The sequence below is a fragment of the Enterobacter asburiae genome (genome assembly GCA_011754535.1).
Classification (GTDB): Bacteria; Pseudomonadota; Gammaproteobacteria; order Enterobacterales; family Enterobacteriaceae; genus Enterobacter; species Enterobacter cloacae_N.
This window is the reverse complement of sequence record JAAQVN010000001.1, coordinates 2,850,736-2,875,246: the sequence shown is the minus strand read 5'-3', so window position 1 is coordinate 2,875,246 and position 24,511 is coordinate 2,850,736. Positions and strand designations below refer to the sequence as shown.

25 protein-coding genes are annotated in these 24,511 nt (G+C 56.0%); 11 read left to right on the top strand and 14 right to left on the bottom strand.

The genetic code is table 11. The features are described 5' to 3' along the window. Positions 1 to 23: 23 nt before the first annotated feature. From HBM95_13505 to manX, 4 genes are read right to left on the bottom strand one after another with little or no spacing between them, the layout of a single operon-like run. The gene (locus tag HBM95_13505; protein ID NIH43945.1) at positions 24 to 482 is read right to left on the bottom strand and encodes a DUF986 domain-containing protein; all 459 of its coding nucleotides are present in this window, start codon (positions 480 to 482) and stop codon (positions 24 to 26) included. 54 nt (positions 483 to 536) lie between these two features. Then, positions 537 to 1,388 (bottom strand): PTS mannose transporter subunit IID, encoded by an 852-nt coding sequence (locus HBM95_13500; GenBank protein ID NIH43944.1) that lies wholly within the window; start codon positions 1,386 to 1,388, stop codon positions 537 to 539. 12 nt (positions 1,389 to 1,400) lie between these two features. After that, positions 1,401 to 2,201 carry a PTS mannose transporter subunit IIC gene (gene manY, locus HBM95_13495; protein NIH43943.1) on the bottom strand — a complete coding sequence of 267 codons (801 nt, stop codon included), beginning with the start codon at positions 2,199 to 2,201 and terminating at the stop codon, positions 1,401 to 1,403. Between the two features lie 47 nt (positions 2,202 to 2,248). After that, positions 2,249 to 3,217 (bottom strand): PTS mannose transporter subunit IIAB, encoded by a 969-nt coding sequence (gene manX, locus HBM95_13490; GenBank protein ID NIH43942.1) that lies wholly within the window; start codon positions 3,215 to 3,217, stop codon positions 2,249 to 2,251. A gap of 461 nt (positions 3,218 to 3,678) precedes the next feature. Between manX and yoaE the strand changes: the two genes are divergently transcribed. Beyond that, on the top strand, positions 3,679 to 5,238 hold the full coding sequence (gene yoaE, locus HBM95_13485) for a CNNM family cation transport protein YoaE (protein ID NIH43941.1): 1,560 nt from the start codon (positions 3,679 to 3,681) through the stop codon (positions 5,236 to 5,238). A gap of 250 nt (positions 5,239 to 5,488) precedes the next feature. On the opposite strand, the gene sdaA is transcribed toward yoaE, so the two are convergent. From sdaA to pabB, 3 genes are all read right to left on the bottom strand, one after another. Beyond that, positions 5,489 to 6,853, bottom strand: a complete 1,365-nt coding sequence (gene sdaA, locus HBM95_13480; GenBank protein NIH43940.1) for an L-serine ammonia-lyase — start codon at positions 6,851 to 6,853, stop codon at positions 5,489 to 5,491. Positions 6,854 to 7,037: 184 nt separating this feature from the next. Further along, positions 7,038 to 7,616, bottom strand: coding sequence for a CoA pyrophosphatase (locus HBM95_13475; GenBank protein NIH43939.1), 579 nt, complete (start codon positions 7,614 to 7,616; stop codon positions 7,038 to 7,040). A gap of 2 nt (positions 7,617 to 7,618) precedes the next feature. Continuing rightward, on the bottom strand, positions 7,619 to 8,947 hold the full coding sequence (gene pabB / locus HBM95_13470; protein NIH43938.1) for an aminodeoxychorismate synthase component 1: 1,329 nt from the start codon (positions 8,945 to 8,947) through the stop codon (positions 7,619 to 7,621). Positions 8,948 to 9,008: 61 nt separating this feature from the next. On the opposite strand from pabB, the gene HBM95_13465 reads away from it, so the two are divergent. After that, on the top strand, positions 9,009 to 9,191 hold the full coding sequence (locus HBM95_13465) for a YoaH family protein (protein NIH43937.1): 183 nt from the start codon (positions 9,009 to 9,011) through the stop codon (positions 9,189 to 9,191). Between the two features lie 6 nt (positions 9,192 to 9,197). Here the strand turns inward: HBM95_13465 and HBM95_13460 are convergent, their stop codons facing one another. After that, positions 9,198 to 9,542, bottom strand: coding sequence for a RidA family protein (locus HBM95_13460; protein NIH43936.1), 345 nt, complete (start codon positions 9,540 to 9,542; stop codon positions 9,198 to 9,200). A gap of 133 nt (positions 9,543 to 9,675) precedes the next feature. On the opposite strand from HBM95_13460, the gene HBM95_13455 reads away from it, so the two are divergent. The 5 genes from HBM95_13455 to rnd all read left to right on the top strand — a co-directional run bounded on the left by HBM95_13455 (position 9,676) and on the right by rnd (position 16,055). Then, positions 9,676 to 11,586: an ATP-dependent DNA helicase gene (locus tag HBM95_13455; protein NIH43935.1), complete on the top strand. Its 1,911-nt coding sequence runs from the start codon at positions 9,676 to 9,678 to the stop codon at positions 11,584 to 11,586. 66 nt (positions 11,587 to 11,652) lie between these two features. After that, complete coding sequence (gene tsaB, locus HBM95_13450; GenBank protein NIH43934.1) at positions 11,653 to 12,348, top strand: tRNA (adenosine(37)-N6)-threonylcarbamoyltransferase complex dimerization subunit type 1 TsaB; 696 nt, start codon at positions 11,653 to 11,655, stop codon at positions 12,346 to 12,348. A 37-nt stretch (positions 12,349 to 12,385) separates the two neighbouring features. After that, the gene (locus HBM95_13445; protein ID NIH43933.1) at positions 12,386 to 12,967 is read left to right on the top strand and encodes a Slp family lipoprotein; all 582 of its coding nucleotides are present in this window, start codon (positions 12,386 to 12,388) and stop codon (positions 12,965 to 12,967) included. Positions 12,968 to 13,170: 203 nt separating this feature from the next. Beyond that, a complete protein-coding gene (gene fadD, locus HBM95_13440; protein NIH43932.1) occupies positions 13,171 to 14,856 on the top strand; it encodes a long-chain-fatty-acid--CoA ligase FadD in 1,686 nt (561 codons plus the stop codon). A gap of 83 nt (positions 14,857 to 14,939) precedes the next feature. Next, the gene (rnd, locus tag HBM95_13435; protein ID NIH43931.1) at positions 14,940 to 16,055 is read left to right on the top strand and encodes a ribonuclease D; all 1,116 of its coding nucleotides are present in this window, start codon (positions 14,940 to 14,942) and stop codon (positions 16,053 to 16,055) included. An 86-nt stretch (positions 16,056 to 16,141) separates the two neighbouring features. Here the strand turns inward: rnd and minE are convergent, their stop codons facing one another. From minE to minC, 3 genes are read right to left on the bottom strand one after another with little or no spacing between them, the layout of a single operon-like run. After that, positions 16,142 to 16,408, bottom strand: coding sequence for a cell division topological specificity factor MinE (gene minE / locus HBM95_13430; GenBank protein NIH43930.1), 267 nt, complete (start codon positions 16,406 to 16,408; stop codon positions 16,142 to 16,144). A gap of 3 nt (positions 16,409 to 16,411) precedes the next feature. After that, on the bottom strand, positions 16,412 to 17,224 hold the full coding sequence (gene minD / locus HBM95_13425) for a septum site-determining protein MinD (protein ID NIH43929.1): 813 nt from the start codon (positions 17,222 to 17,224) through the stop codon (positions 16,412 to 16,414). Between the two features lie 23 nt (positions 17,225 to 17,247). Further along, a complete protein-coding gene (gene minC / locus HBM95_13420; GenBank protein ID NIH43928.1) occupies positions 17,248 to 17,955 on the bottom strand; it encodes a septum site-determining protein MinC in 708 nt (235 codons plus the stop codon). Between the two features lie 123 nt (positions 17,956 to 18,078). On the opposite strand from minC, the gene HBM95_13415 reads away from it, so the two are divergent. The 3 genes from HBM95_13415 (at position 18,079) to HBM95_13405 (ending at position 19,595) form a co-directional block, all read left to right on the top strand. Continuing rightward, positions 18,079 to 18,354, top strand: a complete 276-nt coding sequence (locus HBM95_13415; protein NIH43927.1) for a hypothetical protein — start codon at positions 18,079 to 18,081, stop codon at positions 18,352 to 18,354. A gap of 47 nt (positions 18,355 to 18,401) precedes the next feature. Continuing rightward, positions 18,402 to 19,061, top strand: coding sequence for a fumarylacetoacetate hydrolase family protein (locus tag HBM95_13410; protein ID NIH43926.1), 660 nt, complete (start codon positions 18,402 to 18,404; stop codon positions 19,059 to 19,061). Between the two features lie 93 nt (positions 19,062 to 19,154). Continuing rightward, positions 19,155 to 19,595: a YcgN family cysteine cluster protein gene (locus HBM95_13405; protein NIH43925.1), complete on the top strand. Its 441-nt coding sequence runs from the start codon at positions 19,155 to 19,157 to the stop codon at positions 19,593 to 19,595. Between the two features lie 33 nt (positions 19,596 to 19,628). On the opposite strand, the gene dsbB is transcribed toward HBM95_13405, so the two are convergent. Next, entirely contained in the window at positions 19,629 to 20,159 is a 531-nt protein-coding gene (gene dsbB, locus HBM95_13400; GenBank protein NIH43924.1) for a disulfide bond formation protein DsbB, read from the bottom strand. A 46-nt stretch (positions 20,160 to 20,205) separates the two neighbouring features. After that, complete coding sequence (gene nhaB / locus HBM95_13395) at positions 20,206 to 21,744, bottom strand: sodium/proton antiporter NhaB (GenBank protein NIH43923.1); 1,539 nt, start codon at positions 21,742 to 21,744, stop codon at positions 20,206 to 20,208. 199 nt (positions 21,745 to 21,943) lie between these two features. On the opposite strand from nhaB, the gene fadR reads away from it, so the two are divergent. Continuing rightward, positions 21,944 to 22,663 carry a fatty acid metabolism transcriptional regulator FadR gene (fadR, locus tag HBM95_13390; GenBank protein ID NIH43922.1) on the top strand — a complete coding sequence of 240 codons (720 nt, stop codon included), beginning with the start codon at positions 21,944 to 21,946 and terminating at the stop codon, positions 22,661 to 22,663. Positions 22,664 to 22,778: 115 nt separating this feature from the next. Here the strand turns inward: fadR and HBM95_13385 are convergent, their stop codons facing one another. After that, complete coding sequence (locus tag HBM95_13385; GenBank protein NIH43921.1) at positions 22,779 to 24,311, bottom strand: SpoVR family protein; 1,533 nt, start codon at positions 24,309 to 24,311, stop codon at positions 22,779 to 22,781. Positions 24,312 to 24,511 lie beyond the last annotated feature (200 nt).

Sequence of the window (24,511 nt, the reverse complement as noted above, 5' to 3'; positions counted from 1 at the left end):
ATAGCCGAGGTTATAATAATAACTCATTGAGTTTTAACGAGTAAGTTGTAGATTTTTTCAAGGTCATCAATATTTTTGACCCGGATGAGCAGGCGGCGTTGTTCTAATTGCATCACTAACACGCCGTCTTCGGATAAATTCATCTCTTTAATACGGTTATATTCTATCCATATGTTGGCGAAGAAGAATCCGTGTTTTTTAAAAATGAGTTTTGGCGAGCGGATCCAGAAAAGGTAAATCGCCATTAATGCCAGCGCACATAATAACCATGTGGTTAATATTGCACCGTGGCTGGTCACGTTATTGTATATCAGAATGACCACCAAGCCCGCGAAGATAAACGCATCAATGCGTCCTCGGCGCAAGAGGGGAAGGGACAGCAGCGTCTCGCCGTGGCGGCGAGGCATTATGAACTCGTCATAGATCGCGTAAGCCAGAAGGGCAACAATAAATAAAACCAGTACGATGTCCGTAACAGTCATTCATCCTCCGGATAAAAAGACCGGGGGCAAGCCCCCGGTCGATAACGCAGTGTCTTACAGGCCCAGCAGGCCGACAGCGTAGCCCGCGATACCGATGACGAAGAAGCCAACGATGATCCACAGCGGGTTCACTTTCTTACGCAGCAGCCACATACAGGCGAAGGTCAACAGCAGCGGCACCAGGCCAGGCATCAGCTGGTCCAGAATCGTCTGCACGGTGGTGACGCGGGTCTGACCATCCTGACCGGTGATGGTCGAAACCACCAGCGGGATGTTCACGTGCGTCCACTTGTTAACCAGCGCCCCCATCACAAACAGGCCGAGAATTGACGCCCCCTCGGTCAGTTTCTGCAGGAAGCCGCCGCCCATATCCTTAACGATGTCCACGCCCTTACGGTAGCCGTACGCCACGCCGTAGTAACGGGTCAGCAGACGCACCGCGTTGAACAGGATGAAGAACAGCAGAGGACCGAGCAGGCTGCCGCTCATCGCGATCCCGGCACCCAGCGCCGCGAATACCGGGCGAACGGTACCCCAGAAGATAGGGTCGCCCACGCCGGCCAGCGGACCCATCAGACCGACTTTGATACCGTTGATGGCACCATCGTCAATCTCCGCGCCGTTCGCACGCTGCTCTTCCATCGCCAGCGTCACGCCCAGAACAGGAGCCGCGACGTAAGGATGGGTATTGAAGAATTCCAGGTGACGCTTAATCGCCTGACGACGCGCTTCGTTGTTTTCCGGATACAGGCGTTTGATCGCCGGTACCATGGAGAAGCAGAAGCCCAGCGCCTGCATACGTTCGAAGTTCCATGAACCCTGAAACAGGTTAGAACGGATGAACACGCCACGAATATCACCCGGAGTGAGTTTTTTCTCGGTGGTAGTTTTTGTCATATCAACCATTTCGCTCACCTGTTAGTCCAGTTCGTTATCGAGATCGTTGTTACCAGCAGCCTGCGCTGGGGCACCCGCAACGCGGTTATATTTCGGGCTGAGCTGGATGTAGAGAATCGCCATCACGGCACCAATCACACCCAGTGCAACCAGGTTGAAGTTGGTGAAGGCGGCGGTGACGAAGCCGAGGTAGAAGAACGGCATCAGGTAGCCTGCGCGCATCATGTTGATGACCATTGCGTAACCCACCACGACGATCATACCACCCGCGATGTTCAGACCGCTGGTGACCACTTCAGGGATCGCATTCAGCATGCCCTGAACTTCGCTTGTGCCGACAGAAATCGCAACGATAACCGCCGGGATCGCGATACGCATCGCCTGCAGGAACAGGGACGAAACGTGGATCCAGGAGAGTGCCGTGAGGTTGCCATTTTCGGCCGCCTTATCCGCCGCATGCTGGAACGCAACGGTGATGGTACGCACGATAATAGTCAGCACCTGGCCCGCTGCGGCCAGAGGAATGGCCAGGGCGATACCTGCACCGATACTCTGATGACCGGCAATAACCAGAACGGTTGAGATGATAGAGGCCAGCGCGGCATCGGGCGCAACGGCAGCACCGATGTTCATCCAGCCGAGGGCGATCATTTCCAGCGTACCGCCGATGATGATACCGGTTTTCATATCACCCAAAACGGCACCAATCAACGTACAGGCCACCAGAGGGCGGTGGAACTGAAATTCATCAAGTACGGATTCCATACCCGCAATACACGCGACGATGAACACCAGCACAATCTGAAGAGTGGTAATCTCCATTGTACTTCTCCTATGACATAAGCTTTATGTGAAAAACCGGCGCGGGCTTATTTCCCAACTTTACCGATCAAATCCATCATTTTCAGTTTCGGGTCAGTGGAAACTTTACGGGCTTCCAGCTCAATACCGCGGGCATTCAGCTTGTTGAACGCCTCGATATCTTTCGCATCGACTGAAATCGCGTTGTTGACCTGCGTTTTGCCCTGACGGAAAGCCATACCGCCGATGTTCACGGAGGTAATTTTCACGCCGCCTTCAACAATGCGCTCGACGTCTGTCGGGTTAGTAAACAGGAGCATCACGCGCTCGCCCGCATATTTCGGGTTGTTGTAAACGCGGATCATCTTGGCGACATCCACCACGTGCGCGGTAACGCCCGGTGGTGCAACCTGAGTCAGAAGGGTTTTACGGACGGTATCAGCGGCCACTTCGTCGCTGACGACGATGATGCGGCGAACGTTGGTCTCTTTGGTCCAGCGTGTCGCCACCTGCCCGTGGATTAAGCGGTCATCAATACGCGCAAGGCCGATAACCATGTAATCGTTCGGTCCCATCGGTTTTGCCGGTGCCGCCGCTTTCGGTGCCGCCGCAGCCGGGGCAGGGGCAGGTTTTTCAACCGGCTGAGCCTTCAGGGCTTTCACGCCTTCACGACCGGTTTCAACGGCCAGCGCGACCAGCTCATCGAAGCTCGGGTTGTCGTCGCGCGCCATAAAGGTTTCCACCAGCATGGGAATGTTAACCCCGGCGACGACTTCATAATGCTCTTTATCGACGACAATGCGGCTGGCAGCGTTAAACGGACTGCCGCCCCATGTATCGACGAGAAACAGCACGCCTTTGCTGGTATCCAGCTTCGCGAGTTGAGCGTTGTACTTCTCAATCAGCGTCTCGGCATTTTCACCGGGAACGAAATCGATCCAGCCGACGTTTTCCTGCTCGCCCAACAGCATCTCTGCCGTTTTGAGTAGCTGCTCAGCAGCCCAACCATGTGTGCCTATGACAATAGCAATGGTCACTTGCTACCTCCTTTTATTATCATTAATACGCCTGCCGGGCAGACGTACTGAGAATCGTATTGGCGAACCGAATCGATTCAGATAAGGGTTAGAGTTCAAAAACTAAGACTTCCGCGAATTATTTTAGATAGTGAAAAAATAATTTATGTGATGAAGATCCGTAATTTAGCCACACGCGACAGATTTATCTTAAGGGTACAGCCACTGTGTTACAGATCTTTGCAAAGGAACGTAAATCTTTGCTAAAAATGCATTGTGTCTGATATGTTTAGCCTCCGTTTAATTGTTCAGGAGTATAGGGCTACAGCCCACTATATGGACCGTCACCGACGTCAGTCATCTACCAGGCCATTCCGCGCCTTTTTCACCGGCGAACCACGCCACGTATCGACTCTGTCTGCCTTATATTTGCCCACGTTGAGTGGGGCACCGTTTTGTCATTCCTTTAGCAGGAGCTTGTCATGGAATTCTTAATGGACCCGTCAATCTGGGTGGGACTGCTCACGCTGGTCGTACTGGAGATCGTTCTCGGTATTGATAACCTGGTGTTTATCGCCATCCTTGCGGACAAACTGCCGCCAAAACAGCGTGATAAAGCGCGTCTGATTGGTCTGTCGCTGGCGCTGGTCATGCGACTGGGGCTGCTCTCCGTCATCTCCTGGATGGTCACGCTGACTAAACCGCTGTTCTCCGTCATGGATTACACCTTCTCCGGGCGTGATTTGATCATGCTGATCGGGGGGATATTCCTTCTTTTCAAAGCGACGACGGAGCTACATGAACGGCTGGAAAACCGTCAGCACGATGATGGGCACGGTAAAGGCTATGCCAGCTTCTGGGTCGTGGTACTGCAAATTGTGGTGCTGGATGCGGTCTTCTCGCTGGATGCGGTTATTACTGCAGTCGGTATGGTGAACCATCTGCCGGTGATGATGGCGGCTGTGGTCATTGCTATGGCGGTAATGCTGCTGGCCTCGAAACCGTTGACGCGCTTCGTCAACCAGCATCCGACGGTGGTCGTGCTCTGTCTGAGCTTCCTGCTGATGATTGGTCTGAGCCTGGTGGCGGAAGGTTTTGGCTTCCATATTCCGAAAGGCTACCTGTACGCCGCGATTGGCTTCTCGATTCTGATCGAACTGTTCAACCAGATTGCGCGCCGTAACTTTATTAAGCAGCAGTCAAATCAGCCGCTGCGCGCCCGTACGGCGGACGCCATTCTGCGCCTGATGGGAGGGCGTCGCCAGGTGAACGTCCAGTCTGATTCCGAAAACCGTAACCCGGTGCCGGTCCCGGAAGGGGCGTTTGTGGAAGAGGAGCGCTACATGATTAACGGCGTGCTCTCCCTTGCCTCCCGCTCGCTGCGCGGCATCATGACGCCGCGCGGGGAAATCAGCTGGGTGGATGCGAACCTGAGCGTAGATGAAATTCGTCAGCAATTGCTCTCTTCACCGCACAGCCTGTTCCCGGTATGCCGCGGTGAGCTGGATGAGATCATCGGCGTCGTGCGGGCAAAAGAGATGCTGGTGGCGCTGGAAGAGGGCGTCAACGTAGAGGCGATTGCAGCTTCGTCGCCGGCGATTGTCGTGCCGGAAACGCTGGATCCGATCAACCTGCTGGGCGTATTGCGTCGCGCGCGCGGTAGCTTTGTTATCGTCACCAACGAGTTTGGTGTGGTACAGGGGCTGGTGACGCCGCTGGACGTTCTCGAAGCGATTGCCGGTGAATTCCCGGATGAAGACGAAACGCCTGAGATTGTGGCCGACGGCGAAGGCTGGCTGGTCAAAGGTGCGACCGACCTGCACGCGCTCTCGCACACGCTGGGGCTGGAGAACGTGGTTAACGACGAAGAAGACATCGCAACCGTGGCGGGTCTGGTTATCGCCGTAAACGGTCAGATCCCGCGCGTCGGAGATGTAATCGAGCTTCCTCCGTTGCACATCACTATCGTTGAAGCCAACGACTACCGCGTCGATCTGGTCCGCATTGTTAAAGAACAGTCTGCACACGACGAAGATGAATAAGTCTGCTTAACGGGTACGATGTGCCCGTTATGATGTGCTGGCGGGGACGAATTTCCCGCCAGCCATTGTGGCGTTAATACCGCGTCCGCTTCTCTCAACCCCTTTCGCAACGAGTCCAATACTTAGCCGCTGCCTGATATCAGGCAGTGCGCGAGCAGCCGCAACCGTAAAAGTGTAGTGGGGAAAGAAGAAAGAGACGAGAATGAAGGGAGAAATTCGCCCATCCGTTGCGGATGGGCGAAAGAGAGGATTAGTCGCACTGCACCTTAATGGCCAGACCGCCGCGCGACGTCTCACGGTACTTCGCGTTCATGTCTTTGCCGGTTTCGTACATGGTTTCGATTACCTTATCCAGCGACACGCGTGGTTCGCTGGTACGGCGCATCGCCATGCGCGAGGCGTTAATCGCTTTGACGGAAGCAATCGCGTTACGCTCAATGCACGGCACCTGCACCTGGCCAGCGACCGGGTCACAGGTCAGACCGAGGTTATGCTCCATGCCAATTTCCGCCGCCACGCAAACCTGTTCAGGGCTTGCACCCAGCAGCTCGGCCAGACCGGCCGCCGCCATGGAGCAGGCTACGCCCACTTCACCCTGACAGCCCACTTCAGCGCCTGAAATGGACGCATTCATCTTGTACAGCGCGCCAATAGCGCCTGCCGCGAGGAAATAACGGATATAGATATCCGGCGTCACGGGCTCAATAAAGTGATCGTAGTAGGCCAGCACAGCCGGGACGATCCCGCACGCACCGTTGGTTGGCGCAGTCACGACGCGACCACCCGCAGCGTTCTCTTCGTTTACCGCGAGGGCAAACATGTTAACCCAGTCGACCACGTTCATCGGGTCGTTAGAGAACTTGTCGGTGGTCACCAGCATACGGCGCAGGGCAGAGGCACGACGCGGCACGCGCAGTGGCCCAGGCAGGACGCCTTCGGTGTTCATCCCGCGGTCAATACAGGCGCGCATGGTTTGCCACACGTTGGCAAAATAGTCCTCGATCTCTTTTTTGCTGTGCAGCGCCAGTTCGTTCTGCATCACCATGCCGGACAGCGACAGACCGGTTTCTTTACAGTAGCCCAGCATTTCGGTGGCCGATTTGAACGGATAGGGCACATTCACGTCGCCCGCGCTCTCTTTACCAAAATGCTCTTCGTCAACGATGAAGCCACCGCCGATGGAGTAGTAGGTTTTGCTGTAGATCTCTTTTTCGGCGCTCCAGGCGTGGATAGTCATGCCGTTTTCATGCAGCGGCAGGTTGTCGCTGCGAAAACGCATGCCGTCATCCTGCGGGAAATCCACTTCGTGCTGACCGTTAGCCAGCAGCAGGCGGCCGCGCGCTTCCACGTCGCGGATGAATGCCGGGATGGCATCAATATCAACAGTGTCCGGCATATTGCCCGCCAGACCCATAATAATGGCGATATCGGTGTGGTGGCCTTTACCCGTTAATGACAGTGAACCGTAAACGTCTACGGCGACACGGGTAACGCTTTCCAGTAATCCTTTTTCGACCAGATCATCGACGAACTGTTTACCGGCCTTCATCGGCCCTACAGTGTGGGAAGAAGAAGGACCAATCCCCACTTTGAACATGTCGAATATACTAATCACTTTCACACTCCTGACAGGGTTACCGGGGTTCCAGTAACGATGTTATAACTGCGCATAGTGTAAGAGGGAACACCGACCTCGGCTTAACTATTCACATGAATTAAACTAATGGTTGACGATGGGTTTTGCTAATAGCGCGACGCGGATCGCAAACCTGCAAAAAAGGATGGAATGTAAAGTATAGTCAAGGCTTCAGGCCGATTTGCAGCGCCAGTTCACGAATAATGCCCGCCGTCATGCCCCAGACAAAATAATGCTGATACCAGGACAACCAGACCCGATGGTCATGCCCCCGGCGATGGATATCCAGCGGATGATAGCGACTTAGCCGGAGCGCCTCTTCAAGCGGCATTTCAAACACTGCAGAGACTTCGTCGACGCTGGCGTGATACTGCAGGCCAGGCGGGATAATGCCGACCACGGGTGTGACCTGAAAGCCGGTGACGCTGTCGACCGGCGGCAGCACGCCGATGACCTCGACCTTTTCAGGAGGAATAGCCACCTCTTCCTGCGCTTCCCGCAGCGCGGCGGCAATCAGCGACGCATCGGTGCTGTCCACCGCGCCTCCCGGGAAGGCCACCTGACCGGCGTGTTTGCGCATATGCGGCGAGCGCTGCGTAAGCAGCAGGCCCGGCTGTTCCCGACGCACCACCGGGATCAGCACCGCCGCCTGGCGCTGATTCAGCGCCTCGCGGTTGACCTGTGGCCGCAACAGCTGAAAGCGCGACAGAAAATCATCCAGCGTCAGGTTCTCTTTCTCCACCGTTAGTTCTCCAGTTGTTTCAGGATACGGTTGACCTTATCAAAGGTTTCCTGATATTCCGCCTCGACCTGGCTGTCCGCCACAATGCCGCCGCCCGCAGAGCAGTACAGATTGCCGCCGCAGGCCGTCAGCGTGCGAATGGTAATGCTGGTATCCATGGTGCCGCACAGGCTGATATAGCCGATGCTGCCGCACCAGGCGTTGCGGCGGTACGGTTCCAGCTCGTCGATGATTTCCATGGCGCGAATTTTTGGCGCGCCGGTGATGGAGCCGCCCGGAAATGCGGCGCGGAGCAGATCGCAGGCGGTGCGAGAGGCGGGCAGACGCGCGGTAATGGTACTGACCAGATGATGCACCGCCGGGAAAGGCTCGACGACGAACAGTTCCGGCACGCGCACGCTGCCTGGCTCGGCGACCCGGCCAATATCGTTACGCATCAGGTCGACAATCATCAGGTTTTCGGCACGATCTTTCGGTGATGCGGCGAGTTTTTCCGCCTGCCGGCGATCGGCATCAGGGTCGGCAAGACGCGGTAGCGTGCCTTTAATCGGGCGGGTTTGAATCATGCCCTCCGCGAGATGAATAAAGCGCTCCGGCGACAGGCTAAGGACCGCCCCCTGTTCCAGACGTACGAACGCGCTGAACGGCGCCCTGTTGCTGGCATTGAGACGGATAAAGGCCTGCCACTCGTCCCCCTGATACGTCGCCTGAAAACGCTGGGCGAGGTTAACCTGATAGCAGTCGCCGCTTTGCAGATACGACTGAACGCGCGCGAATTTTTCGGCGTATTCCGCTGAGATCATGTTCGAGCGCCAGCCGGAGGTCAGGGTAAATGCCTCGGCTGGGGCAGGCTGCTGCGCCTCAAGCCAGGCCAGACGCGCCTGCACGTCATTATGGCTCAGCAGGGAGACCGTTTTTTTCTGGTGATCGACAATTAACGCCCAGTCGTACAGCCCCACGGCCATGTCCGGCAGGGAAATATCCGCCTGCGCATGCTCCGGCAGCGTTTCGAAGCGGCGACCCAAATCGTAGCCAAACAGGCCCAGCGCACCGCCCTGGAAAGGCAGGTCCAGGTTAGGGGTAGCGGATAAGCCCAGTGCGTTAATGGCTTGCTGAAGCTGCACCAGCGGATCGTCCGTTAACGACAGGTCATCGGTTGTCAGCGTCTTCACCGGATCGGCCACCAGAATATCAAAGCGGCTATAGGGGTGGTCCGCATGACCGGAATGCAGCAGCATCGCAAACGGACGATGGCTCAGGCGGGCAAACCAGAATTCAGCGGCGTCTGCACGCCAGGGCAAGGTAATAACAGTGGGGAAGCGCATGTTCATGTGTGGCATACTACCGGGCAGCGTGAAATAATTAGCGCGAATAATTTAGCAGGAGTTGACGATGTTTGCAGGTTTACCTTCTCTGAGCCATGAACAGCAGCAGAAAGCGGTTGAGCGAATCCAGGAACTGATGTCCCAGGGGATGAGCAGCGGACAGGCGATTTCCCAGGTGGCGGAAGAACTGCGCGCCACGCATACCGGCGAGCGGATCGTGGCGCGTTTCGAGGATGAAGATGAAGAGTAATCGGGCTTAAACTGCCGCGATAATCTTAATCTCAACCTTATATTCCGGTTTCATCAACGTGGCCTGTACGGTGCAGCGTACGGGTGCGTGCCCCGCCACTACCCACGCATCCCAGGCTTTGTTCATCGCCGCGAAATCATCTTTATTGGCCAGGAAAATGGTCGCATCCAGAATCCGGGATTTGTCGCTGCCCTGTTTTTCCAGCACGGCATCAATCTGCGCCAGGGTATTAGCCGTTTGTTCGAACGCGTCCGCGTCCAGGTTAGCGGGTACGCCAGTGTAGTAGAGCGTCTGGTTATGGATCACCACATCAGACCAGCGGGCTTCGGCATCAATGCGCACAATTGTCATAAACGTTTCCTCGTTATTTTTCGTCATCAGGCGGCAAGACTGCCATATTGTTCCACTGTCGTCACTATTTGGGGTGGCACAGGAGAGAATGGGCTGACATAATCCCTGTGCAAAAATACAGTGAGAGAGCAACGTGGCAGACGATTTTTCCCCTGAAGGTCAATTAGCGCAGGCGATCCCCGGCTTCAAGCCCCGCGAGCCTCAGCGTCAGATGGCGCACGCCGTTGCACGCGCCATCGATAAGGCTCAGCCGCTGGTGGTCGAGGCCGGAACCGGCACGGGTAAAACCTATGCTTACCTTGCGCCTGCGCTGCGCGCGAAAAAGAAGGTGATTATTTCCACCGGATCGAAAGCGCTGCAGGATCAGCTCTACAGCCGCGATCTGCCTACCGTAGCAAAAGCGCTGAAATACAAAGGACGCCTGGCGCTGCTGAAAGGGCGCTCAAACTACCTTTGCCTGGAGCGACTTGAACAGCAGGCGCTGGCGGGCGGCGATCTGCCGGTACAAACCCTGAGCGACGTCATTATTCTGCGTGCCTGGGCGAACCAGACTGAAGAGGGCGATATCAGCACCTGCGCGAGCGTGCCGGAAGATTCCCCGGCCTGGCCGCTGGTAACCAGCACCAACGACAACTGCCTCGGCAGCGACTGCCCGCTGTATAAAGACTGCTTTGTGGTGAAAGCGCGTAAAACCGCGATGGATGCAGACGTTGTGGTGGTGAACCACCACCTGTTCCTCGCGGACATGGTGGTTAAGGACAGCGGTTTCGGCGAGCTGATCCCGGAGGCGGATGTGATGATCTTCGATGAAGCCCATCAGCTTCCGGATATCGCCAGCCAGTATTTCGGCCAGTCGCTTTCCAGCCGCCAGCTTCAGGATCTGGCAAAAGATTTCACCATTGCCTACCGGACCGAACTCAAAGATACCCAGCAGCTGCAGAAGTGCGCCGACCGCCTGGCGCAAAGCGCGCAGGATTTCCGCTTACAGCTAGGCGAGCCGGGCTATCGCGGCAACCTGCGCGAGCTGCTGGCGGACAAAAATATCCAGCGCGCGCTGCTGCTGCTCGATGATGCCCTGGAACTATGCTACGACGTGGCGAAGCTGTCCCTCGGTCGCTCGGCGCTGCTTGACGCCGCCTTCGAGCGCGCCACGCTGTATCGCGGTCGGTTGAAACGGCTGAAAGAGATCAATCAGCCTGGGTACAGCTACTGGTACGAATGTACCTCGCGCCACTTTACCCTGGCGCTCACGCCGCTGACGGTGGCCGATAAATTCAAAGAGGTGATGGCGCAGAAGCCGGGAAGCTGGATCTTCACCTCCGCCACCCTGTCGGTCAATGACGATCTGCACCACTTCACCGAGCGCCTCGGCATTGAGCAGGCGGAATCACTGCTGCTGCCCAGCCCGTTTGATTACGAAAAGCAGGCGCTGCTGTGCGTGCCGCGCAATCTGCCGCTGCCGAACCAGCCGGGTGCGGCGCGGCTTCTCGCGGCGATGCTCAAGCCGATGATTGAGGCCAACAACGGGCGCTGCTTTATGCTCTGCACTTCACACGCCATGATGCGCGACCTCGCCGAGCAGTTTCGCGCCACCATGACCCTGCCGGTTTTGCTGCAGGGGGAAACCAGCAAAGGGCAGCTGCTCCAGCAGTTTGTCAGCGCCGGTAACGCCCTGCTGGTGGCGACCAGCAGCTTCTGGGAAGGGGTGGACGTGCGCGGCGACACGCTCTCGCTGGTGATCATCGATAAGCTGCCGTTCACGTCGCCGGACGATCCGCTGCTCAAAGCGCGGATGGAGGACTGCCGCCTGCGCGGGGGCGATCCGTTTGACGAGGTTCAGCTACCGGATGCGGTCATTACCCTGAAGCAAGGGGTAGGGCGCCTGATCCGCGACGTCACCGATCGCGGCGTGCTGGTCATTTGTGATAACCGGCTGGTTATGCGTCCTTACGGTGCGACCTTCCTCGCCAGCCTGCCGCCCGCCCCGCGTACGCGGGACATTAAACGCGCGGTGCGCTTTCTGGCAAACCCAACGGCGGAGTAATTCGTCCTGGAGTGTGCTAAGATGCGCGCCATTTTGTGACTGACCCTTGCGAGAGCGCGACGACTGATGCGAATTCTGGCTATTGATACCGCGACAGAGGCTTGCTCTGTTGCTCTGTTGAACGACGGTGCTGTTTCTGCCCATTTCGAAGAGTGTCCCCGGGAACACACCCAGCGTATTCTGCCCCTGGTAAAAGCCATTTTAACCCAGGGCAATACCGCCTTAACCGACCTCGATGCCCTGGCCTTTGGCCGCGGTCCCGGCAGCTTTACGGGCGTACGTATTGGCATTGGTATTGCGCAGGGGCTCGCGCTCGGCGCTGAACTGCCGATGATCGGCGTCTCTACGCTCGCCACGATGGCGCAGGGGGCCTGGCGCATGACGGGCGCGACCCGCGTGCTCGCCGCTATTGATGCCCGCATGGGCGAAGTTTACTGGGCGGAATATACCCGCGATGAAAACGGCGTCTGGCACGGCGAAGAGACGGAAGCGGTACTTAAGCCTGAAGCCGTGACTGAACGCCTGAAGCAGCTGTCCGGCGAGTGGGCGACGGTCGGCACGGGCTGGCCGGCGTGGCCGGAGATGGCGAGCGGCACAGGCGTGACGCTGGTGGACGGCAACATGCTCCTGCCGGCGGCAGAAGATATGCTCCCGATTGCCCGTCAGCTGCTTGCGGAAGGAAAAACCGTTGCCGTTGAACATGCGGAGCCGGTTTATTTGCGAAACACCGTCGCGTGGAAGAAACTTCCGGGCCGCGAGTGAATCTCAGTAACAGGAACTGAGAAAAAGGAGTCGCATCATGGCGGTTCAGACTAAAGTAGTACGCCTTTTTATGGCAGGCGCGGTTGCCATAGCACTGAGCGGTTGCGTAACCGTACCTGATGCGATCAAGGGCAGCAGCCCGACGCCACAGCAGGATCTGGTTCGGGTGATGAATGCGCCCGAGCTTTACGTCGGCCAGGAAGCCCGCTTTGGCGGGAAAGTGATCGAGGTGCAGAACCAGCAGGGGAAAACCCGTCTGGAAATCGCCACCGTACCTCTCGATAGCGGCGCGCGGCCCGTCCTCGGTGAAGCTTCTCGCGGGCGTATCTATGCTGACGTGAATGGCTTCCTCGATCCGGTCGATTTTCGCGGACAGCTGGTGACCGTCGTCGGACCGATTACCGGTTCGGTGCAGGGCAAAATCGGCAACACGCCGTACAAATTTATGACCATGCAGGTGAACGGCTATAAGCGCTGGCGGCTCGCACAGCAGGTGGTGATGCCGCCTCAGCCAATCGATCCGTGGATGTGGGGTCCACATCCTTATCGTTACGGTTATCCGGGATGGGGATGGTATAACCCGGGCCCTGCACAGGTGCAAACGATCGTAACTGAGTAACTTACTGTTATTATTAGGAAAGAGACAGCGGCTCAGCCGCTGTCTCTGTTTTTTTACGGATAAAACGAAAAAAAAGAGTGACGCGCTTCGCAACCTGCAATCTGAACAATTAATAAACTGGTACGCTGAGTTAATATAATGTTAATAAACTGTTTATTATCGGGGCTGTGATGACGACGAACACTCATTTCAGAGGTGATGCATTGAAAAAGGTTTGGCTTAACCGTTATCCCGCAGATGTGCCTGCGGAGATCAATCCTGACCGTTATCAATCCCTGGTTGAATTATTTGAGCACTCGGTAAGACGTTACGCAGACCAGCCCGCGTTTGTGAATATGGGCGAGGTGATGACGTTCCGTAAGCTTGAGGAGCGTAGCCGGGCGTTTGCGGCTTATCTGCAGGAAGGGCTTGGGCTGCAAAAAGGGGATCGCGTCGCGCTGATGATGCCGAACCTGCTGCAATACCCGGTGGCGCTGTTCGGCATCCTGCGTGCCGGGATGATTGTCGTCAACGTCAACCCGCTTTATACGCCGCGCGAGCTGGAACACCAGCTGAACGACAGCGGGGCGGTGGCGATTGTGATTGTTTCTAACTTTGCCCATACCCTGGAAAAAGTGGTCGACAAAACCCAGGTGAAGCACGTCATCCTGACGCGCATGGGCGATCAGCTTTCCACCGCCAAAGGGACGCTGGTTAACTTTGTCGTTAAATACGTCAAACGTCTGGTGCCCAAATACCATCTTCCGGACGCTATCTCTTTCCGCCGCGCGCTGCATGCGGGCTATCGCATGCAGTACGTCAAGCCGGAAGTGGTCTCAGAAGACCTGGCCTTCCTGCAATACACGGGCGGCACAACCGGCGTGGCCAAAGGGGCGATGCTTACACATCGCAACATGCTGGCGAACCTTGAGCAGGTCAATGCCACCTACGGGCCGCTGCTCCATCCGGGCAAAGAGCTGGTGATCACCGCGCTGCCGCTGTATCACATTTTCGCGCTGACCATGAACTGCCTGCTGTTTATCGAACTGGGCGGGCAAAACGTACTTATCACCAACCCGCGCGATATCCCGGGGCTGGTGAAGGAGCTGGCGAAATATCCATTCACCGCCATGACCGGAGTGAACACCCTGTTCAACGCGCTGCTCAACAACAAAGAGTTCCAGCAGCTCGATTTCTCCACGCTGCATCTCTCTGCGGGCGGCGGCATGCCGGTTCAGCAGGCGGTGGCCGAGCGCTGGGTGAAGTTAACCGGGCAATATCTGCTGGAAGGCTATGGCCTGACGGAGTGCGCGCCGCTGGTGAGCGTCAACCCGCACGATATCGACTACCACAGCGGCAGCATCGGCCTGCCGGTGCCATCCACGGAAGCAAAGCTGGTGGATGATGAGGGTAACGAAGTGCCGCACGGTGAGCCAGGCGAGCTGTGCGTCAGAGGGCCTCAGGTGATGCTGGGTTACTGGCAGCGCCCTGATGCGACCGACGAGATCCTCAAAGACGGCTGGCTGCACACCGGCGATATTGCGGTGATGGATGACGAAGGCTTCCTGCGCATCGTCGATCGCAAAAAAGATATGATCCTGGTCTCCGGCTTCAACGTCTACCCGAACGAAATCGAAGACGTGGTGATGCAGCACAGCGGCGTGCTGGAAGTGGCGGCAGTCGGCGTCCCTTCCGGCAGCAGCGGTGAAGCGGTGAAGATTTTTGTGGTCAAGAAAGATCCTTCTCTTACCGAGGAAGCGCTGATAACGTTTTGTCGTCGTCAGCTGACGGGCTATAAAGTACCGAAGCTGGTGGAATTCCGCGATGAGCTGCCGAAATCCAACGTCGGGAAGATATTACGACGAGAATTACGTGACGAAGCCCGTGCCAAAGTAGACAATAAGGCCTGAGCTTCACGTTAATCGCCCAGACGCCGGTTAAGCCGGCGTTTTTTATGGGCGCAAACAAAAGAGAATCCGATTTGAATTACCAGATGATCACGACCAACGACGAGCTGGCTTCGCTCTGCGAAGTAACGCGCGACTTTCCTGCCATCGCTCTGGATACCGAGTTTGTCCGTACTCGCACCTATTATCCACAGCTGGGTTTGATTCAGATGTACGACGGTAAGCACGTCTCGCTGATCGACCCTCTCGGCATTACCGACTGGGCGCCGATGCGTGACCTGCTGCTGGATACTGCGGTAACGAAATACCTGCATGCGGGCAGTGAAGATCTGGAAGTCTTTCTGAATACCTTTGGCATCATGCCTCAGCCGCTGATTGATACGCAGATCCTTGCGGCGTTCAGCGGTCGTCCGCTGTCGTGGGGATTTGCCGCCATGGTGGAGGAGTACACGGGCCTGACGCTGGATAAAAGTGAATCCCGTACCGACTGGCTGGCGCGTCCGCTTACCGAGCGCCAGCTGGAATATGCGGCGGCAGACGTGTTTTACCTGCTGCCGATTGCCGGACAGCTGATGAAAGAGGCGGAAGCCTCCGGCTGGCTGTCAGCCGCGCTGGACGAGTGCCGTATGACACAGCAGCGTCGTCAGGAAGTGGTTGATCCGAAAGAAGCCTGGCGCGACATCAGCAACGCCTGGCAGCTGCGTACGCGTCAGCTGGCGTGCCTCCAACTGTTAGCCGACTGGCGCTTACGCAAAGCGCGCGAACGCGATTTGGCTGTTAACTTCGTGGTTCGCGAAGAGCATCTCTGGGCGGTCGCACGCTATATGCCGGGCAGCCTGGGCGAACTGGACAGCATCGGGCTTTCGGGGAGCGAGATCCGCTTCCACGGTAAAACCCTGCTGGCCCTCGTCGCCAAAGCGCAGGAGCTTCCGGAAGAGGCGCTGCCTGAGCCATTGCTGAATCTGATGGATATGCCGGGCTACCGCAAAGCGTTTAAGGATATCAAAGTGCTGGTGCAGGATGCCGCAACGGAAAGCAAACTGAGTGCAGAACTGCTGGCGTCACGCAGGCAGATTAACCAGCTGCTGAACTGGCACTGGAAGCTAAAACCGCAGAATGGCGTGCCGGAACTGATGGCGGGCTGGCGCGGGGAATTGATGGCCGATCGCCTGAATACGCTGCTGGAAGCATACCCACGCTAAAGAATTGTAGCCCCGGTAAGCGTAGCGCCACCGGGGAGATTGCCGGGCGGCGCTACGCTTGCCCGGCCTACAAAACCACAAACGGTTTAACGAGACTCTTCCGCTTCCGGTAGCGTCACGTTCAGCTCCAGTATCGAAATATCCCCGTCTTTTTGCTCCAGTTGCACCGTCACCATCTCCGGGTCAATCTGTACATACTTACAGATCACTTCCAGGATGTCCTTGCGCAGCTGCGGCAGGTAGTGAGGCTCGGCGTCGCTACGACGACGCTCCGCAACGATAATTTGCAGACGTTCTTTTGCGATGTTGGCGGTGTTCTTTTTCCGCGAGAGAAAAAAGTCCAGTAATGCCATAACTTATCCTCCGAACAGGCGTTTGAGGAAACCTTTCTTCTCTTCTTCAATGAAGCGGAAAGGACGTTCTTCTCCCAGCAGACGGTCAACGGTATCCGCATACGCTTTACCTGCATCTGCCATTGTATCAAGGATCACGGGCTCGCCCTGGTTAGACGCGCGCAGCACGGACTGATCTTCCGGGATGACGCCAACCAGTTTAATGCGCAGGATCTCCAGCACGTCTTCCATGCTCAGCATGTCACCTTTGTTTACGCGACCCGGGTTATAGCGGGTCAGCAGCAGGTGCTCTTTAATCGGATCTTCGCCATTTTCCGCACGACGGGATTTGGAGGCGAGGATGCCGAGAATACGGTCTGAGTCACGCACGGAGGAGACTTCAGGGTTGGTGGTGATAATCGCTTCATCAGCGAAGTAGAGCGCCATCAGGGCACCGGTCTCGATGCCGGCAGGGGAGTCGCAGACAATGAAGTCGAACTCCATTTTTTTCAGCTCGTCGAGCACCTTTTCCACCCCTTCACGGGTCAGGGCGTCTTTGTCACGCGTCTGAGAAGCCGGGAGGATATAGAGGTTCTCGGTGCGCTTGTCTTTAATCAGCGCCTGGTTCAGCGTGGCATCGCCCTGAATGACGTTCACGAAGTCATACACGACGCGACGCTCGCATCCCATGATGAGGTCGAGGTTACGCAGACCGATATCGAAGTCGATAACGACGGTTTTCTTTCCCTTCTGGGCCAAACCAGTAGCGATGGCCGCGCTGGAGGTGGTCTTGCCAACGCCTCCTTTACCCGAAGTAACAACAATAATGCGTGCCATAGAAATTCCTTGTTAAAAAGGGATCAATTCAACGGTTGAACGGTCAACGCGTCGTCTGCCAGAAGCAGGCGAGCCGCTTTGCCATAAAATTCGACTGGGATCTTGTCGCTCAGCCAATATTCACCTGCGATGGACACCAGTTCCGCCGTCAGGTGAGTACAAAATATTTGCGCGTCCCGATCGCCACTTGCGCCTGCGAGCGCACGTCCACGCATCATACCGTATACGTGAATATTGCCATCTGCAATCAGCTCTGCGCCAGCGCTGACGTGGCTTGTAACAATCAGATCACAGTTTGGTGCATAAATGCGCTGACCGGAACGAACCGGCACATCAATCATTCGCGTTTTTGTGAGAGCGGTAACGTTTTGCGCCGCAGGAGGGGGCGTTTGCACGGCAGCAGGTGCTGCACGTGGGGCTTTTTCTTTGCCTTCATTAAGAAGCGGCAGCCCCGCGCGCTCAATTTCTGCTTTCAGCTCGGTATCTTTGCAGCCGCTGATGCCGACAATACGCAGCCCGGTCGAGGAGACCGCCTGCTGGAGAAGTTTCCAGTTCACCGGCGCCTCGAGACCGCTGACGTTGATAACAACAGGGGCGTGCTTCAGAAAGGCGGGAGCCTGGGCGATTTTGTCTTCTAACGCCTGACGAATAACCTCGGGTTTTGCATCATGCAAATGTACCACTGATAAGGTGAAGCTACTGCCTTTAAGCTCGATGGGCGTGTTTGACATCCTGGCCTTACTCAATTTGCTATTAACCGCAGCCATTCGCTGCGATATTCCGAAGAGTATCAGGCATGTTATAGTCAGGAGTATATTGAGGCAAGCAACCACCCATTAATTCAGAGTAAAAACATGTTTTGTGTGATCTACAGAAGTACAAGCCGTGACCAGACCTATCTTTATGTCGAAAAGAAAGACGATTTTTCACGCGTGCCGGAAGAATTAATGAAGAACTTTGGCCGACCACAGCTGGCGATGCTGCTGCCGCTGGACGGCCGTAAGAAACTGGTGAATGCCGATCTGGAAAAAGTGAAAACGGCATTAGCCGAGCAGGGCTATTATTTACAGCTTCCACCGCCGCCTGAGAATTTATTAAAACAGCATCTTGAGGCGAACGGGAAAAAATAGCCTCAGCTGTTTTCGGGCATAACACATCAACCGATTAGGGGTCGAGCATGTATCAACATCATAACTGGCAAGGTGCATTACTGGATTATCCCGTCAGCAAAGTGGTCTGCGTGGGCAGCAACTATGCTAAGCATATTCAGGAGATGGGCAGCGCAACGCCAGAAGAGCCGGTCCTGTTTATTAAGCCCGAGACGGCACTGTGCGACATCCGCCAGCCGCTGGCGCTGCCGCAGGGGCTGGGGTCGGTGCATCACGAAGTGGAGCTCGCGGTGCTGATCGGCGCGACGCTGCGCCAGGCTTCCGAAGAGCATGTCGAGAAAGCGATTGCCGGTTACGGCGTGGCGCTGGATCTGACCTTGCGTGACGTGCAGGGCAAAATGAAGAAAGCGGGGCAGCCGTGGGAAAAAGCCAAAGGCTTTGATAACGCATGTCCGATTTCAGGATTCGTTCCGGTGAGTGAATTTACTAACGATCCGCAGGACACCCCGCTCAGCCTGAAGGTGAATGGCGAGGTTCGCCAGCAGGGCACTACGGCGGACATGATCCACAAGATTGTGCCGCTGATCGCCTACATGAGCCGTTTCTTTACCCTGAAGCCGGGTGATGTGATCCTCACCGGCACGCCGGAAGGCGTGGGCCCGCTCGCCTGCGGGGATGAGCTTGAGGTCGGTTTTAACGGCCTGTCGCTAAAAACCCGCGTGCTGTAACCGCATCTTGCCGCCTGAAGAGGGCGGCAAAACTTGCAACAGCGTGCCAGACTCGTTATAAGGTGCGCTTTCTTTTGACGTGTGGACATCCTGATGAACGACATCCCTTTCTGGCAAAGCAAAACTCTTGACGACATGACCGACGCGGAATGGGAATCCCTGTGCGACGGCTGCGGTCAGTGCTGCCTGCATAAGCTGATGGATGAGGACTCCGACGAGATCTATTTCACCAACGTTGCCTGCAAGCAGTTGAACATTAAAACCTGCCAGTGCCGCAACTACGAACGCCGCTTCGAGTACGAGCCGGACTGCATCAAGTTAACCCGTGAAAATCTGCCGACTTTTGAGTGGTTACCGCATACCTGCGCGTATCGTCTGCTGGCGGAAGGAAAAGATCTGCCGAAATGGCATCCGCTACTGACCGGTTCAAAAGCGGCGATGCACGGCGAGCGTATCTCTGTGCGCCACATTGCGGTGAAAGAGTCTGAGGTGCGGGACTGGGAAGACCACATTATGAATCACCCGAATCGGTGAGAATAAAAAACCCGCCGAGGCGGGTTTTTGCTTTTACCTTCCAAACAAATCGCGTTTCTTCGGCTTAAACGGCTGAGCGATCAGCACCAGCAGCGCCACCACGAAGTAGGCCACAAAAATCCCCACCAGCCACTGTGGCATCTCCAGCGTCAGGAATTCCCACTGACGTACGGAGCAGTCACCGGATGCGACAAACACCTGCGGCAGCCACTTATCCAGCGGCAGCCAGCTCGGGAAGCGGGCGGCGAAATCACAGGTCATAAACGGTGACGGATGCAGCTGCATCATGGTGTGCTGCCAGGAAAGCTCAATCCCTTTCCAGGCGCTGTACAGCCAGATTGCAATACCCACATAGCGCAGCGGCGTTTTCGGGGCAATCGCACCCACCAGGCCTGCCCCCATAATGCCGAACAGTGCGCAGCGCTCATAGATGCAGAGCACGCAGGGCTTGAGTCCCATTACGTGCTGGAACCACAGCGCAACCATTTCCAGCGCAAAGGCGGTCAGGGCCATCAACAACCACGCTCCGCGACCGCGGGAGCACTGGTTTAAAAATCTCAACATAATCATTTCCCTGGAACATGCTTAGAAAGCGCAGTGTAAACGAATTTTAATGCGCCGCAAGTATACCCGCTTGTAACAGCCATTGCGTACAGGGAACGAGAGTAATTTTGATGCACAGCAAACCAACAGCGGTGAGTACCAGCGTGTACGGCAGCGCCATCCAGACCATTCTTCCATAAGAAAGTCGTATGAGTGGCGCCAGCGCCGAGGTTAGCAGGAAAAGAAATGCCGCCTGGCCGTTCGGTGTTGCAACGGAGGGCAGATTTGTTCCGGTGTTAATGGCCACCGCCAGCAGTTCAAATTGCCCGGTGCTGACAATACCTTGCTCCATCGCCGCTTTGGCCTCATTGATGTACACCGTCCCGACAAAGACGTTATCGGAAATAGAGGACAACAGCCCGTTAAATAAATAGAACAGCGTAAGCTGCGAGTCCGGCGAGGCCTGGAGCACAAACGCGATAATCGGTGCGAACAGGTGTTGGTCAATAATCACCGCCACGACCGCAAAGAAGACCGCCAGCAGCGCGGTAAACGGCAGGGCTTCGGTAAAGGCTTTGCCGATAGCATGTTCGTCCGTTACCCCGCTAAAGGTGGTCGCAAGAATAATGACGGAGAGGCCAATCAACCCGACTTCGGCAAGATGCAACGCCAGCGCGGCGATAAGCCAGATGCCGATGATCCCCTGCGCAATCAGACGCAGCGTCTCCTGGCGCGCGCGCTGTTTGCGGCTCTGCTCGTCAAATTTATGCAGTTCGTTGCGGACCGGCTCAGGCAGCTGTGCGCCGTAGCCGAACAGCCTGAATTTTTCGACAAGAATGCAGGTTGCTAACCCGCAGACCAGCACAGGCACGCTGACGGGGGCCATGCGCAGGAAAAATTCGCCAAAATGCCATTCTGCCGCTTTCGCGATGATCAGGTTTTGCGGCTCGCCCACCATGGTCATCACGCCGCCCAGCGCCGTACCGACCCCCGCGTGCATCATCAGGCTGCGCAGAAATGCGCGGAACTGTTCCAGCACGTCGCGGTTATGCGCCTCGACGTGGCTATCGTCCTGCAAATCATCACTCGGGCGAGAGGAGGCCACGCGGTGATAAATGCCGTAAAATCCAACGGCGACGCTGATCACCACCGCGACGACGGTGAGCGCATCCAGGAAGGCCGACAGAAAGGCGGCGGCAAGGCAAAACGCCAGCGAGAGGATGGTTTTTGACGGAATGCTCAGCAGCAGGCGGGTGAAGATAAACAGCAGCAGCTGTTTCATAAAATAGATACCGGCCACCATAAAAATAAGCAGCAGGAGCACTTCAAGATTGGAGGCCAGCTCTGCTTTGACATGCTCTGCTGACGTCATGCCGATGACCACGGCCTCAAACGCCAGCAAACCGCCTGGCAGCAGGGGATAGCACTTCAGTGCCATTGCCAGGGTGAAGATAAACTCCGCCACCAGCAGCCACCCGGCGATAAACGGGTCCACACTAAAAATGAGGGGATTAACGACCAGGAAAACCAGCAGTATTAGTTTGTACCAGTCAGGAGAATGACCTAAAAAATTGCGCCACAGCGCGCGCCCAAAAGAAATTTCCACAACAGACGTCCTTCCCGTCAAATAATACAAAACATCAGTATACGCAAAAATCGCGGCCCGGAGGCGGATAAGACCGCATTGTAAATTTCACAAAAATGAAACGGCGATCCCCTTTTCTCACTTTGCCGCGCTACCTGCCGCTGCGCGCCTCTGGTATGATGAGTCCAATTTGCAAAAGCTGTGTAATGGAAATCTCACTATGGTCATTAAGGCGCAGAGCCCGGCGGGTTTCGCGGAAGAGTACATCATTGAAAGCATCTGGAATAATCGTTTCCCTGCGGGGTCCATTCTTCCGGCTGAACGCGAACTCTCTGAACTGATTGGCGTCACTCGCACCACGCTGCGTGAAGTGCTTCAGCGACTGGCGCGTGATGGATGGTTGACGATCCAGCACGGCAAGCCAACAAAGGTAAATAACTTCTGGGAAACCTCGGGGCTGAACATTCTTGAAACGCTGGCGCGCCTCGACCACGAAAGCGTGCCGCAGCTGATTGATAATCTGCTCTCCGTGCGCACCAACATCGCGACTATCTTTATTCGTACCGCTTTCCGTCAGCATCCGGAGGATGCGCTTGCGGTGCTGGCCAGCGCGAATGAAGTTGAAGATCATGCCGATGCCTTTGCCACCCTCGATTACAACGTGTTCCGCGGCCTGGCGTTTGCCTCCGGCAACCCGGTTTACGGCCTGATCCTCAACGGCATGAAAGGGCTCTATACCCGCATTGGTCGCCACTATTTTGCCAATCCTGAAGCCCGCAGCCTGGCGCTGGGCTTCTACCATAAGCTGAGCAAGCTCTGCACCGAAGGCCTGCACGATCAGGTTTATGAAACCGTGCGCCGCTACGGCCACGACTCCGGCGAAATCTGGCACCGTATGCAGAAAACGCTGCCGGGCGATTTAGCGATTCAGACCCGCTAAAAGAAAAAACCTCTCATACGAGAGGTTTTTTTTCGTCGGATGGCGGCTACGCCTTACCCGACCTACAGGTTTTGTAAGCCCGGTAAGCGTAGCGCCACCGGGCAAAAAAGCTGCACTACAGGGTATTCAACCGCGCCGGGCAGCGATCCAGCAGCTCCACGCTGCCGTCCTCATTCTGCTGCTCCAGCTGCACGTCAAAGCCCCACAGGCGGTGCACGTGCTTCAGCACCTCTTTACGTCCTTTATCGAGCGGCGCGCGGTTATGCGGGATATAGCGCAGCGTCAGGGAACGGTCGCCGCGCAGGTCCACGTTCCACACCTGAATATTGGGTTCAAGGTTGCTCAGGTTGTACTGGGAAGAGAGGCGAGAGCGGATCTCACGGTAGCCTTCCTCGTTGTGGATCGCCGAGATTTCCAGATAGTTGTTACGGTCATCGTCCAGCACGGTGAAGAAGCGGAAATCACGCATGATCTTCGGCGACATAAACTGGCTGATAAAGCTCTCATCCTTAAAGTCGCGCATCGCAAAATGCAGCGTTTCCAGCCAGTCAGAGCCGGCGATATCCGGGAACCAGTACTTGTCCTCTTCCGTCGGCGACTGGCAGATGCGTTTAATATCCTGGAACATCGCAAAGCCCAGCGCATACGGGTTAATCCCGCTGTACCACGGGCTGTTGTAGGGCGGCTGGAACACCACGTTAGTATGGCTGTGGAGAAATTCCATCATGAAACGCTCGGTGACTTTCCCTTCGTCATACAGGTGGTTGAGAATGGTGTAGTGCCAGAATGTCGCCCAGCCTTCATTCATCACCTGGGTCTGTTTCTGCGGATAGAAATACTGGCTCACCTTGCGCACGATGCGCAATATCTCACGCTGCCATGGCTCCAGCAGCGGGGCATTCTTCTCCATAAAATAGAGCAGGTTTTCCTGCGGCTCGGACGGATAACGACGCGCTTCGGCGATCGTTTTTTCCTCCTCACGCTTCGGCAGGGTACGCCACAGCATGTTCACCTGGCTCTGCAGATACTCCTCGCGGCTTTTCTGCCGGGCTTTCTCCTCCTGCAGAGAGATTTTCTGCGGGCGCTTATAGCGGTCCACGCCGTAGTTCATTAGCGCGTGGCAGGAGTCGAGCAGCTTCTCCACCTCGTCCACGCCGTAGCGCTCTTCGCAGTCGGTAATGTATTTACGCGCGAAGATCAGGTAATCAACGATGGAGCTGGCGTCCGTCCAGCTGCGGAACAGGTAGTTATTTTTAAAGAAGGAATTATGCCCGTAGCAGGCGTGCGCCATCACCAGCGCCTGCATGGTAATAGTGTTCTCTTCCATCAGATAGGCGATACACGGATTGGAGTTAATGACGATCTCATACGCCAGCCCCTGCTGGCCGTGCTTATACAGCCGCTCCGTTTCAATGAATTTTTTACCAAACGACCAGTGCGGATAGTTGATCGGCATCCCGACGCTGGAGTAAGCGTCCATCATCTGTTCGGAGGTAATCACCTCAATCTGATGGGGATAGGTATCCAGGCGATACAGCTTTGCCACCCGGTCGATTTCGGCGAGGTAAACATCCAGCAGCTCGAAGGTCCAGTCGGGTCCATCGCTCAGACGTGTGTTGTCCTTGTTCAGGGAATCAATAGTAGCCATTAGCGCGCCCTCGTTGTGGGTGCTCTCTCTGTCTGGAGAGCCTCCTTTCAAGCATAGATCAACGTGTTAAAAAGCGTGCTGGCGCAGAAATTTTTTCTTTGCGATTTCTCGTTTTTGATACGGCAAAAAAAGGGTGTGCATCAGCATTTTATGCTGGTTAAAAATAAAGCTCAGCAGGAGATCCCAAATTATCCCTGTCC